This window comes from Parvularcula bermudensis HTCC2503, assembly GCF_000152825.2.
Classification (GTDB): domain Bacteria; phylum Pseudomonadota; class Alphaproteobacteria; order Caulobacterales; family Parvularculaceae; genus Parvularcula; species Parvularcula bermudensis.
The window spans coordinates 1382676-1396232 of record NC_014414.1 but is presented as its reverse complement, the minus strand read 5'-3'; the positions used below and the strand labels follow the sequence as shown (position 1 = coordinate 1396232).

Here is a 13557-nt window from a genome sequence, read left to right as displayed (position 1 = left end):
CCATGAAATGGTCACGCGAACAGGATGACGCGCTGAAAGCTGCCCGCCGATGGCTTCGGGGACGGCGCGAATCCCAGGTGTTCCGCCTCTTTGGCTATGCCGGGACGGGAAAAACGACCTTGGCTCGTCATCTTGCGGAGGATATCGACGGCGAAGTGCTCTTCGGGGCATTCACGGGAAAAGCCGCCCATGTGCTGCGTCAAAAAGGCTGTGAGGGGGCACAAACGATCCATTCGCTCATCTATCGTCCCGCAAAGGGCGATGAGGACGATCCTGGGGATGAGGGACCGCAATTCACGATTCGTCGCGACGCGCCCGCATCGGAGGCGGCGCTAATTATTATCGATGAATGTTCCATGGTGGATGAGGATCTGGGGCGTGACCTCCTCTCCTTCGGCGTACCCGTCCTGGTCCTCGGGGATCCGGCCCAACTCCCCCCCGTAAAGGGTGGCGGATATTTCACCGAAGCCTCCCCGGATATCATGTTGACCGAAGTCCATCGACAGGCGGCGGATAACCCCATCATCCAGCTCTCAATGCAAATTCGCGACGGCGATCTACCCGGCGAGGGCGATTACGGCGCCGCCCGAATCCTCAGTAAGCGGGATCTCGACCCGGAGGCTGTGACGACGGCGGATCAAATACTCGTTGGGCTGAACCGAACCCGCGCCCGCTATAATCAGCGCCTTCGTGAAATTCATGGGTTTGACGGCGATGAGCCCTGGGTTGGTGAACGCCTGGTCTGCCTCCGCAACAATAAGCAAAAGGGCCTGCTGAATGGCGGGATGTGGACCGTGAAGGCCCGTCATGGCCGGAAAAGAGGGAAGCTTCGGCTCGACCTCACCCCAGAAGACGGCGGGCGGTCAGCGCGGGTACAGATCCTACCCGACTTCTTTTCAGGCAATCCCGCAGATATTCCGTGGCCCAAGCGACGTAATTCAGACGAATTCGATTTCGGCTACGCACTCACTGTTCACAAGGCCCAAGGGTCGCAATGGGACGATGTCGTGCTGTTCGATGAGAGCTATGCCTTCCGGGAGGATCGTCTCAAATGGCTTTACACCGGTGTGACGAGGGCGGCTGAACGCCTGACCATTGTACGGTGAGACCCCCGCCCCCCTATCACCCGCCGACGACCCCGTGGCTGACCGTCTTGTACGAAGATCATGCTCTCATCGTTCTGGACAAGCCCGCAGGTCTTCTCTCCGTTCCCGGAAACATCAGTCGTGATAGTCTTGAAACGCGGGTCGTCGATAGATTTCCAGACGCCTATGTCGCGCATCGACTTGATATGGCGACAAGCGGTGTAATCGTTTTCGCCCGTGGCAAGCAGGCTCTCGCCGATCTGGGGCAGCAATTTGAACATCGGCTGACTGAAAAACGCTATATCGCCGATGTCTGGGGATGCGTCTCCGAAGACGAAGGGACGATCGACCTTCCTCTGCGTACAGATTGGCCAAATCGCCCACTGCAAATGGTCTGTCACGAGCGAGGGCGACCGGCCTTGACCCATTGGCGGGTTATCACACGCTCACCGAAGCAGACGCGACTCGAGCTTCGCCCCGTAACGGGGCGCTCTCACCAATTGCGCATTCACTGCCGAGAACTAGGTCACCCCATACTCGGCGATGAGTGGTATGCGGAGGGAGAAGCACGCGCGGCCGCCAATCGGCTACACCTTCACGCCCTGCACCTCAGCCTGACCCACCCCACGAATAAGGGGAGGGTGACATATACAGCCCCCCTCCCCTTTTAGCGTCGATGACGCCGATATTCATGGAGGGCTGTTATTTGAGGCAGCCTTCGACCCCTTCGGCAGCAAGGGTGCTGACGGCGCATGGCGTCAAGGTTGGGTAGTAAGGGCCCATGATGTCTTTTGCCGATTGCGGATTATCATCACTTGGAACATCCTGGATGGAATAATCCCAATCCGATGGGAGCATGTTCCTGAACAATAAGGCGTGCCGCGTTTTCGGCTCCGTCGGAGAGCTCATGACCCAGGCAGCTTCGGAGAAGTCGAAATCCTCAGGCATTTGATCTAATGCCCCAATCACGATCCGATACTGACCATCTTCATCTTGCGGGATCTTATAATCCGCAATGCAGGCCTCTGCCTTGGTCTTCATATTTTTCGGCTTCAATACCGCAGGATAGGGCAAACGATAAATCGTATTGCATAGCGACCAATAGCGAACGGCAGGAGTCTCCGGCGGCCAGATTTGAGGCTCACGCTTTGTCTCCTCGTTCCCCCTCGCAGGTGCCTGCCCCGTCATCACGAGAACTTCGTCAGGTTGGGGGTCATAGAGCGCAAGAAGATACGCGTTGTCGAGATTGGGAAAGAACCCAGCCGTATTGCTTGGCCGGCTGAAGGCTTTGAGGGGAGGACAATCGTCTTCACAAGGACGGGGCATGAGGGGAAATTCCAGCCCCCCCTCAAGATTGTCGGGGGGCATAGGAAGCGTATTTTGTCCAAGGCCTTTTTCGGCATGATTGATTGTGATGGTGAAACTTCCCCCGGCCTCGCCGCCGGTTTGCCACGGATTTTCACTGCCTTCATCGGGCGCAATCTGGAAATCCGCGAGAAATGAAGTTTCTCCGTGCACCGTAAAAGGAGTAAAGGTCTGGTCGTAGATCCCAAACGACATATACCGAGCGGCAGGATACTCCCCCGACACGGTAATCCGATCGATGGACCCCGTGGGTATCCGCGTCGCCCAATAGATCGAGGAGAGGTCCGGCAGGGCAATGTTCGCCCGACTGTCGGTCAGTTCCGGATTGACAACGATCTGCCAGGCACAACCGACGTTCTTCAGGACTTTATCTACATCCTTGCACGGCTTGATCGTATTCGCCTTGCGGCCATTTTCGTAATGAACCGTAAGGGTTGGGAGCTGAACGTCATCGACCGCTCCTTCGGGAAGGTAGACCCGATATATCATTATCGCTTGGTCAATATCGATAAGGCCCGAAGCTTGGGCAGGGGTTGAAAATGCGGCAACCGCCGCCAGTCCCGAGGTGAGCATATACTTCATCGAATGACTCCTGATGAGTGGGCATATTGCCGACACTAGTTACAGACATTTTTGTCGGTAACTTTCGCGCGGATATTTGTCCAGCGCTAAAGTGCTGAGCCGTAAATGAAATTTTGGAGGGCAAATTCGCCTTTAAAGAGAGAACACTCTTCATGCACACTTTGGCGTGTTGCGGGTGGTCACCTCTCCTCAATCAAGGCCTGTAACATCCCTGCACAGCGCATACAGCGCATCTGGTGCGAGGAACCACGCGCAGTGATCGCCGAGGGGTCGCCGACGCACCGTGACTGCCTGCCACCCCTCCCCTGTAGCCTAAAAAAAAGGCGTGCCCGGAGGACACGCCTTTATGGATTAGAAAATCAGCCGCATTTTAGGCCGCTTTTTTATCGTACTCACCGTAAAGGGTCGTTCCTTTTTTCGCCAGCTCACGGAACATTTCCGGCGGCTCATAGAGCCAGCCGTGCTTCGTGGCCAGTTTGTCGGCGGTTTCGACGAACTTATCGAGACCGATCATATCGATGTAGCTCATCGGGCCGCCGGTCCAGGGACAGAAGCCCCAGCCAAAGATCGCGCCGAGATCCGCCGATTGTGGATCATGCACCACACCCTGGGCATACATCCGGGCCGCCGCCACGAGATTGACGTAGAGCAGTCGCTCTTGCACCTCTTCAACGGTCGGTTGTTCCTCAGCAAGCGGATAATGCTCCTTGAGGCCCGGCCAGAAGTACTTCTTCGATCCATCCTCGGGATATTCGTAGAAGCCCTTGCCGACTTTCTTCCCTTTACGCCCCAGCTCTTCAACGAAGAGTTCGAGCAGGTCTTCGGTAGGCTCGCGCTTATAATTCTCACCTTCAGCTTTCTGACGGGAGCGCGCGATATTGAGGCCCAGCTCTTGGCTGGTCTCATCCATGAGCGCCAAAGGACCAACAGGCATGCCCATATGAAGGGCCCCATTGTCGATCAAGGCGGGGTTGATCCCCTCCATCACCATGCGTGCCGCTTCGTTGAGATAGGGCACCACGCAAGAGTTGCAGTAGAAGCCGCGCGCATCGGCCACAACGATGGGGGTCTTCTTGATTTTCCCCACATAATCGAGAGCGACGGCCAACGCCTTATCGCCCCCATTGGCGTGCGGGATGATTTCCACCAGGGGCATTTTATCCACCGGCGAGAAGAAGTGGATCCCAATAAATTTATCGGCACGGGAAGAATATTCCGCCAGATCGCCGATGGGAATCGTCGAGGTATTGGTCGCAAAGACCGTTGAGTCGGGAATGATCGCCTCGGTCTTCTTGATGGTTTCGGCTTTAACGTCCGGATCCTCGAACACAGCCTCAATGATCAGATCGACATCCTTAAGATGATCATAGTCGGTGGTCGGCGTAATGCGCGCCAGCATTTCCTCGGACTTCTCCTTGGAAAGTTTGCCGCGCTTCACTCCCTTCTCGTTCAGCTTTTCGGAATAAGCTTTGCCCTTTTCGGCATATTCCTGTTCCCGGTCGATCAGGACGACCTCAAGACCCGCCTTGGCGGATACATAGGCAATCCCCGCGCCCATCATCCCGGCACCCAGGACGCCGATCTTTTTGAGGTCGGTTTTCTCGACCCCTTCTGGACGGGCCATGCCCTTTTCCGCCGCCGTCTTGTTCTTGAACAGCGTCCGGATCATGTTCCGGGATTGCGGCTCCATCAGGCATTGGGTGAAGTATTTGCTCTCAATACGGAGGGCGACATCCATCGGAACGATGGACCCTTCGTAGACGGCCGAGAGGATACGCCGGGCCGCGGGGTAATTGTGATTGGTGACCCCGGCGGTCATGGCGCTGGCACCGGCGAAGATCGGCACGATCTTCGGGTTCATGGCGCCGCCGCCCCCATTGGGGATCTTGAAGCTCTTTTGATCCCAGGGTTGCACCACTTTCGGATTGGCCTTCACCCATTCCTTGGCTTTGGCAACAATCTCGTCTTTCGGCGCGATCTCATCGATCAGCCCAAGACGTTTGGCCTTTTCCGCATCCATGTTCTTGCCCTGGGTGCAGATTTCGATGGCATTCTGCACACCGGCAAGGCGCATGATGCGTTGGGTCCCCCCGGCACCGGGAATAAGACCGACCAAAACCTCAGGCTGGCCGAACTGCGTCTTCCCGCTGTCGGACGCGACCTTATAGTGGCCTGCCAGAACCAGCTCCATACCGCCGCCCAGCGCCAATCCGTCCACGGCGACAGCCACGGGTTTTGCCTTGGCGAGGTTCTTCTCCAGCTCTTTCGCCGGCTTCCCGCCGGTTTCGAGCTTACGAAGAATAGTTTGCAGGCGGTAATTCTGATCGAAGATGAATTGAGGATCCGCATCGGGCGGGATCATCGAGATCATGTTCAAATCGGCACCGGCCAAAAAGCCTGTGTCTTTGCCCGATTGGATAACCAGGCCCTTGATCTCATCGTTGGAGATGAAATCGTCGGCCATCTTTTCGAAGTCTTCGACCAAATCCTGGTTCCAGACATTCATCGACTGTCCCGGAAGGTCGATCGTCAGAAGAGCGATGCCGTCGGAATCAACGTCGAAGCTGAAAGTATTATAGCTCATATTGTCCTCCCAGAAATTAGCTGACGCGTTCGAGAATGGTGGCCGTTCCCATGCCGCCGCCGATACACAGCGTCACGAGTGCGGTCTCTTTGTCAGTACGGTGCATTTCACCGATTGCGGTACCGAGGATCATGGCCCCGGTTGCGCCCATCGGGTGCCCCATGGCGATCGCCCCACCATTCACGTTCATTTGATCATGGTCGATATCCATCGCCTGCATGTAGCGAAGAACCACGGAGGCGAAGGCTTCGTTCAGCTCCCAAACATCGATGTCGTTCTTGGACATACCGGAGCGGGCCAGGACCTTTTTCGTCACGAACTCCGGCCCGGTGAGCATGATCGTGGGCTCTGACCCAATCGACGCCATCGCGCGGATCTTGGCAATCGGCTTCAGGCCAAGCTTCTCCCCCATCTCTTTCGTCCCGACGAGCACCCCGGCGGCCCCATCGACGATACCGGAAGAATTGCCGGCGGTGTGGATGTGGTTGATGCGCTCAAGCTCGGGATATTTCTGAAGGGCGACCTTATCGAAACCGGGCATCTGCTCGCCGAGGGCGGCAAAGGCGGGGTTGAGGCGTCCCATGGCCTGCATGTCCGAGTCCGGCCGGATCGTTTCATCCTTGGACAGAATTTCAAGACCGATCACGTCTTTGACGGGGACGACTTGCTTGTCGAAATCGCCGCGCGCCCAACTCGCCGCAGCCCGCTTGTGGCTCTCAACGGCATAGGCATCGGCATCGTCCCGCGAGATCCCGTATTTGGTCGCGATGATATCCGCCGAAATCCCTTGTGGGACGACATATTGCTCAAAGCTCACGGCAGGATCAGACAACAGCGCCCCACCATCAGCGCTCATCGGCACCCGCGACATCGCTTCGACACCGCCGCCGATGGCCAGGTCGGCCTCGCCGCTCATGACCTTGGCTGCGGCCATATTGGTCGCCTCAAGCGCGGAGGCACAGAACCGATTGACCTGAACCCCGGAGGTTTCTTGGGGCAGATCAGAAACCAGCACCGCCGTCCGGGCAATGTTCGATCCTTGCTCCCCCACTGGCATCACGCAGCCGAGGATCACATCGTCGACCGCTTGGCGGGACAGGTCGTTACGCTCATTCAGCGCATTCAAGACCTGGGCGGCCAGTTGAACGGGCGTAATCTCGTGCAAGGAGCCGTCAGGCTTCCCCTTGCCGCGAGGCGTCCGCACCGCATCGTAAATATAAGCGTCTGCCATGGGTGTCTCCTTCCTGTGGCCGCGCCGTCCCTGTCGGACAGCTCCGCTCTCAACATTGGCTGTGCCAGCGATCTATACAATGTATAGACCCCACGCAATGCCAGCTGACATGTGGGCCGATGCCGCGCCAAAGGAAACACAGGATCGCGGTTTGTGGGTCGGGCCAGATCAGGAAAACGCTCACCGTCTGCCGCCCCCGGCCGGATCGGGCGGGACAATCGGGCCGCTGCGTTTTTGTTGTCAGCTGTGCCCATCCACAGCCATTCATCGCTCTCGTCCGGCGAGCTACCCTCGCACTGGGAAAGCTGATAGAGCTGCGCACGGTCGGGGCCTGTAGCTCAATGGTTAGAGCTGGCGGCTCATAACCGCTAGGTTGGGGGTTCGAGTCCCTCCGGGCCTACCACCCTCAGACCACGCCTGACCTGGCCGCCGGCTGAAAACCGATGATGTCGGCGAGAGGATCACAATGCGGCGGGGCGGTATCGCCTCTCAGTCGCTGTGATGAGCCGCCTCGGCGGCCACAGCCTCTTGCTTCGTCTTGTGGATCGTTCCCACAGGCTCCTCAGGCGGCGAATAGAGGGTGAAGAGTTTGAGAGGTTTGCGCCCCTGGGCGATGAAATTGTGGACAGCGCCCGCCGGCACCACAACGAGGCTGCCCTTTTTCACTTTAAAGGTCTCGTCCCCCACGATCGCTTTGCCGCGCCCCTCCACAAAGATCAGGACCTGATCGACATCGTGGCTCTCCTCGCCGATATCATCGCCGGGATTGACCGACATCAGTACCAGTTGGGTGTGGTGGTGGGTCGAAATTTCCTCACGGAAATAGGCCCCACGCTTGGTGCGCTTGAAGATATCTTTCTCGAAAAACATCGCGGTGCCCTTTCTCCCATCCGTGACCCAGGCGGCTCTTACTGCCGCATGAGATCCAGGGTCACGGGAAATTCCTCACTCGCCCGTGGCTCGTTCAACGTGAACGGGCCGGGGGTATGTCCCATCGTGGCAAAACGCGCTCGCCGTCGGCCCTCCGCCTCCAGGGCGTTGACGGGCTGGAATTCGAAATTCCGCCCCCCTGGATGGGTGGAATAATAGGTGCATCCCCCAAGAGAGCGGCCCGTCCAGGTATCGACAATATCGAAGATCAGGGGCGAGTGCGGTTTGATCGTCGGATGCAGACAAGACGAGGGCAACCACGTCCGGAATCGCACGCCGGAAACCTGCTTGGCGAACTCATCGGTTCGCTGCAGCGGCACGCGATAGCCCTGACACGCAATCTGATAGCGCGAGCCCGGATCGCCTTCGACCATGACCTCCAGGCGCTCGACCGAGCTGTCGACGAAGCGCGCTGTCCCGGAGGCCCCCCCCTCCTCTCCCAAGACCGGCCACGGCTCAAGCGCGCCGCGCAAGGAGAGCGTGATGTCGCGGTGGGTGATCTGACCGTAATAGGGGAAGCGGAACTCGTGCTGGGCATCGTACCAGGAGGGATCCATCTTGATCCCCAACCCCTCGGACAATTCGCTCAAGACCTCGTTGAAATCCTTGCGCAGATAGAAAGGCAGCATGAACCGATCGTGGAGCGCATTGCCGAAGCGGATCAGCGGACGGGTATAAGGGTGCTGCCAGAACCAGGCGATGAGGGCTCTGAGCAACAATTGCTGGGCGAGATTCATTTCCGCATGGGGGGGCATCTCGAACGCGCGAAATTCGACCAGACCGAGACGGCCGGTAGGACCGTCGGGGCTGTAGAGCTTATCGATACAGATTTCCGCGCGGTGGGTATTGCCGGCGACGTCGACCAAAAGGTTCCGCAACAAACGGTCGATCAGCCATGGCGGCGCGTCATAGCCTGTGGACGATGAGGGATGGGGGATCTGATTGAGCGCGATATCGAGCTCATAAAGGCTGTTCTGCCGTGCCTCATCCACCCGCGGTGCTTGGCTGGTCGGACCGATAAACGTCCCTGAGAAAAAATAGGAAAGGCTCGGATGATTTTGCCAGAACCGAATGAGGGACTCAAGAACGTCCGGGCGCCGCAGAAACGGGCTGTCGAGGGGGGTGGCGCCGCCGACGACCACATGGGCCCCGCCGCCCGATCCGGTGGGCCGACCGTCAAGCAGGAATTTTGACGCTTCCAGCCCGCACGCCTCGGCTTCCTCATAGATGGTCCGCGTAATCTCACACTGCTCGGCCCAACTCGCGGCAGGCTGGATATTGACTTCGATCACGCCAGGGTCGGGGGTGACCTTGACCACATTCAACCGCGGATCGTCGGGGGGCGGATATCCCTCGATATGGATTGGGATACCCAATTCGGTGGCCGTGTCTTCGACGGCATGAACGAGATCGATATATTCATCGGCAGTGGAGGCTGGCGGCATGAAAACGCACAGCACACCATTCCGCGGCTCGATGGTAATCGCGGTACGGACATTCGGCGTCGGGGCGAAAACGCCGCCGGGCACCGCATCCGCATAGGCCCAATGTCCTTCGACCGTCGGGCGCCAATCGACCTCGTCATCGGTCTCCTCGGTGGGGGTATAGGGCCAGGCGGGAATATCAACAGGCATCGGCGCCCCGCCGGTCTGGCCCCCGGTCTGGCCCACAGGCCCTAACGGGGCCGTGGATGCCGGCCCGGCATGGCGTTGCATCTGGGGCAGCGGTTCCCCCCGACGGGTGGGAAGCGGGCCGCGCGGCGTTGCCGGATCGAGGGGATACTGAACATATCGCTCCGCTTCGGTGAGATAGGCAAGCGACTGCAGCGGCAACCTGAACCCCGCGGGGCTGTCCCCGGGGATCAGATAAAGTCGCCCGCGCCGGGTCTGCCATCGCTCGCTCCGCCATTTGAACCGGCGGCGGCGTTTGGCGAGTTGGGCCATGTCCTTGGAGGCCTTCGCGGGGGCTTGAGCAAGTTGGATCGGCAGAACATAGGCCGAGGGAGAACTGAGCCCGCGGCTGAACACCTTGGCCAGACGTTGCCGCTCCTCCGGCTCGTCGAGCTTGTTGTCGATGGGGTCGACATTCGGCGCCAATTTCTGTTCACGCAGCATAAACTCGGCGGGATCTTCGAAGGCCTCGCCAACGAAGTCAGCGTCGATTTCAAGATTGGCGGCCAAGGCGTGGGAAAACCGCTGGGCCTGTTCCGCGGTGGCGGGGGTTTCCGGGGCGACCGGCGCGATCAGCGCGGGACTTTCCCATGTCGGATAGCCGTCCTTGCGCCAATAGAGCCCATAGGCCCAGCGCGGTAATTGCTCACCGGGATACCACTTGCCTTGCCCGTGGTGAAGAAAGCCCTCGGGGGCAAAACGATCCCTGAGGCGCCGGATCAACTTATCGGCAAAGGCCGCTTTCGTCGGCCCCACCGCCGCAATGTTCCACTCATCGGCATCGCGGTCATCGGATGACACGAAGGTCGGCTCTCCGCCCATGGTCAGCCGAACATCATGGGCGACAAGCTGTTCGTCCACCGCCTGACCCGCTTTATCGATGGCGGCCCATTGCTCATCGCTGAGGGGCTTTGTGACCCGCGGGGTCTCTCTCACCCGCTTGACGGTCATGTCGAAGAACAGCTCCGCCTCGCAGGGCTCAACCGCGCCGCTGATTGGCGCCGCGCTGGAGGGGGCCGGTGTTGCCGCCAGGGGGATGTGCCCCTCCCCCGCAAACAGCCCAGAGGTCGGGTCAAGACCGATCCAGCCCGCACCGGGAACATAGACCTCGGTCCAGGCGTGGAGGTCGGTGAAATCCTCCGCCGGTCCGTTGAGGCCCGACGCGTTCTGCCGGTCCGCCTTCAGCTGGATCAGATAGCCAGAGACGAACCGCGCCGCGAGGCCCACTTCGCGCAGGAGGGCGACGAGCAACCATCCCGAATCCCGGCACGAGCCAGACTTCAAGGTGAGCGTGTCCTCGGGGGTCTGAACCCCCGGCTCCATCCTAACGGTGTAGGAAATATCCTGGTTGAGACGCTGATTCACCTGCACCAGAAAGTCGATAGTGCGCAGCCGATCATCCTCCGACGCCCCTGCGGTCTCCAAAAAGATTTTTTTCGTCCACGCCTTCAACGCGTCGAAGGCCGGCCCCTCCCCAACAGGTTTGAGATAGGGTTCGAGTTCGACCTTTAGATCCTTGTCGTAGGAAAAGGGGACGTGGAACGCGTCTTCCTCAAGGAAGAAATCGAACGGGTTGATCGCCTCCATGCTGGCGACAAGATCGACGGCAACCTCAAAGGTCTTTGTCCGCTCGGGAAAGACAAGCCGCGCCTGATAATTGCCGAAAGGGTCCTGCTGCCAATTGATGAAATGATCGCTCGGCGTCACCTTCAGCGAATAGCTGAGGATCGAAGTCCGCGCATGCGGCGCCGGCCGCAACCGCACGATCTGCGGATAAAGTTGGATGGGCCGCTCATAATCGTACCGAGTAACATGGTGCAGGGCGACATCGATCGACATAGACAGGGACTTCCTTTATGCGCGCAGCGCGATACCAGCAGAGTGTTGCTTAATTGGGTGCAATGCAACGGGACTCCCTGTCGTCCTACGCGTTTGCCGTATTTTCGCTTCTTGAATCGAAAAAAGCTGTGCCCCGCGAGGAAAGCCAGTAAACTCCCAGGCCAATTATGAAGAGATCATCATGACCTATTGCGTCGCTATCCGCGTGGGCGAGGGCCTTGTGATGCTGTCCGACACCCGAACGAACGCCGGGATCGACAGTATTTCGAAATTCAAGAAAATGTTTGTGTGGGATGTGCCGGGGGAACGCTCCTTGTGCATGATGACCGCCGGGAATTTGTCGATCACGCAATCCGTCATGACCCTGCTGCAAGAGCGGATCGACGACGACACCTTTACCGGCGAAACGATCCTCACGGCCGCCAATCTCTATCGCTGTGCCGAGGTCATTGCCTCGACCATGACCGAGGTTATGAACCGCTACAGCCTCGGCATCAGCAATGCGGGGGAAAGCGCCGCCTCCAGCATCATCCTGTCAGGCCAGACCAAAGGCGACAGCCCGCGGCTCTTCATGATCTATTCGGCGGGGAATTTCATCGAAGCGACCGACGATACGACGTTCTTCCAGATCGGTGGGTTCAAATACGGCAAGCCCATTCTTGACCGCGTGATTTCCACAGAGACGACCCTCGAAGACGCGAAAACAGCCGCCTTCTTGTCGATGGATTCAACCTTACGGTCGAATCTCTCCGTCGGGATGCCCCTCGATCTCTGTGTGTTGGAGGCCGATACGCTCTCCTTCAGCGAATTCCGTCGCATCGAGGCGGAAGACCAAAACTTTCACGCCCTGTCAGAGGCCTGGTCAAATGCGATCCGTGATGCCTTTGTCAGTATGCGGGAAATGCCGAAATAGGAGAGGCAGGGGGGCTCGGCCCGCCCCCCCTTTCCTTCAGACCCTCAATGTCCAGCGGGCACGTCCCGTTGAGCAACGCCGCTGTAGTTCGACAGCGGGCGGATCAATTTGTTGTTCGCCAATTGCTCCATCACATGGGCCGTCCACCCCGTAATCCGGGACATCACAAAGATCGGCGTGAACATCGGAATTTCGAAGCCCATGAGGTAGTAGGCGGGGCCAGCCGGAAAATCGAGATTGGGATAGATGCCTTTTGCATCGACCATGGTATCGTCGAGGATCCGCGACATCTCCCAGTATTTCTTGGCTTCTGGGGTGTCGATCACCTCGACCATCTTCTCATAGGCCTTGGTCATAGTCGGCACCCGGCTGTCGCCCGAGCGGTAGACCCGGTGCCCGAAGCCCATGATCTTTTTCTTCTCAGCGATCGCATCGAGCATCCATTGCTTCGCCTCCGCCGGCTCGCCGATCTCCTTCAGCATGTGCATGACGGCCTCGTTCGCCCCGCCATGCAGCGGGCCTTTAAGAGATCCGATGGCACCGGTGACGGCGGAATAGACGTCCGACAGGCTTGAGGCGATCGTTCTTGCCGTGAAGGTCGAGGCGTTGAAGGAATGCTCCGCATAGAGCGTCATGGAAATGTCGAAGCATTTGACGATTTCGTCCGCCGGCACCTCACCAAAACACATATGGAAGAAGTTTTCGGAGAAGCCTAGAACGTCTGAGGGCGCGATCGGATCCTTCCCATTGCGACGCCGGAAATCTGCGGCCACAATCGTCGGGATCCTGGCATACATGCGGATCGACTTTTCCATCAATCCGCTTGCGGAGCTATCTTCGGTGGTCGGGTCTTCCTGACCCAAGAAACTGACGGCGGTCCGTAGGGTGTCCATCGGATGGGCGTGCTTGCTGAAGCGGCTCATCACCTCAAGGACATCGTCCGAAACGGCCCTTTGGCTCCGCTCCTGCTGGTCGAGGCGCTCGCGGTCGGTCTTGGAGGGGAGGTCACCGTTCCAGAGCAGATACGCGACATCTTCAAACCGGCAATTGGCGGAGAGATCCTGGACCGCATAGCCGCGATAGGTCAGCGAATTGGTCTCGGGCATCACCTTGGAGATGGCGGTATCATCCGCAAGCACTCCGGCAAGCCCGTACTTCACTTCAGCTTCGGTCGTCATGGCGCATCTCCATCCTTGTCTTGACGGGGGCGACTTAGGCGAAAATTCCCCTTTGCGAACGGGCCGAACCGCATTTTTCCCATCAAGATGAAATTGTTCTCAAATATCAGTGCGTTACGCCATATCGCGCAGGCCTGAAACCAATCAGGGTCGCGCCCATTCAGGCGCAGCCCCCCCCTC

At 58.7% G+C, this 13557-nt stretch carries 9 protein-coding genes and 1 tRNA gene; 4 read left to right on the top strand and 6 right to left on the bottom strand.

Going from position 1 to position 13557, the window contains the following annotated elements; all coding sequences use genetic code 11:
* Positions 1-2: 2 nt before the first annotated feature.
* Entirely contained in the window at positions 3-1106 is a 1104-nt protein-coding gene (locus PB2503_RS06580; protein WP_013300456.1) for an ATP-dependent DNA helicase, read from the top strand.
* On the top strand, positions 1103-1756 hold the full coding sequence (locus PB2503_RS06575) for a pseudouridine synthase (protein WP_013300455.1): 654 nt from the start codon (positions 1103-1105) through the stop codon (positions 1754-1756). Before PB2503_RS06580 ends, PB2503_RS06575 begins: the two co-directional genes overlap by 4 nt.
* A 31-nt stretch (positions 1757-1787) precedes the next feature.
* On the opposite strand, the gene PB2503_RS06570 is transcribed toward PB2503_RS06575, so the two are convergent.
* From PB2503_RS06570 to PB2503_RS06560, 3 genes are all read right to left on the bottom strand, one after another.
* On the bottom strand, positions 1788-3032 hold the full coding sequence (locus PB2503_RS06570) for a hypothetical protein (RefSeq protein ID WP_013300454.1): 1245 nt from the start codon (positions 3030-3032) through the stop codon (positions 1788-1790).
* 370 nt (positions 3033-3402) lie between these two features.
* On the bottom strand, positions 3403-5616 hold the full coding sequence (locus PB2503_RS06565; protein WP_013300453.1) for a 3-hydroxyacyl-CoA dehydrogenase NAD-binding domain-containing protein: 2214 nt from the start codon (positions 5614-5616) through the stop codon (positions 3403-3405).
* A gap of 16 nt (positions 5617-5632) precedes the next feature.
* Entirely contained in the window at positions 5633-6847 is a 1215-nt protein-coding gene (locus tag PB2503_RS06560; RefSeq protein ID WP_013300452.1) for an acetyl-CoA C-acetyltransferase, read from the bottom strand.
* A gap of 327 nt (positions 6848-7174) precedes the next feature.
* Here PB2503_RS06560 and PB2503_RS06555 point away from each other — a divergent pair.
* Positions 7175-7250 (top strand) — tRNA-Ile (locus PB2503_RS06555).
* Positions 7251-7336: 86 nt separating this feature from the next.
* On the opposite strand, the gene PB2503_RS06550 is transcribed toward PB2503_RS06555, so the two are convergent.
* Positions 7337-7717, bottom strand: a complete 381-nt coding sequence (locus PB2503_RS06550; protein WP_013300451.1) for a cupin domain-containing protein — start codon at positions 7715-7717, stop codon at positions 7337-7339.
* Positions 7718-7755: 38 nt separating this feature from the next.
* A complete protein-coding gene (locus PB2503_RS06545) occupies positions 7756-11286 on the bottom strand; it encodes a transglutaminase family protein (protein WP_013300450.1) in 3531 nt (1176 codons plus the stop codon).
* Positions 11287-11467: 181 nt separating this feature from the next.
* Between PB2503_RS06545 and PB2503_RS06540 the strand changes: the two genes are divergently transcribed.
* Positions 11468-12199 (top strand): proteasome-type protease, encoded by a 732-nt coding sequence (locus PB2503_RS06540; protein WP_013300449.1) that lies wholly within the window; start codon positions 11468-11470, stop codon positions 12197-12199.
* Positions 12200-12243: 44 nt separating this feature from the next.
* Here PB2503_RS06540 and PB2503_RS06535 read toward each other — a convergent pair whose 3' ends face one another.
* Positions 12244-13377 (bottom strand): bifunctional 2-methylcitrate synthase/citrate synthase, encoded by a 1134-nt coding sequence (locus PB2503_RS06535; protein ID WP_013300448.1) that lies wholly within the window; start codon positions 13375-13377, stop codon positions 12244-12246.
* Positions 13378-13557 lie beyond the last annotated feature (180 nt).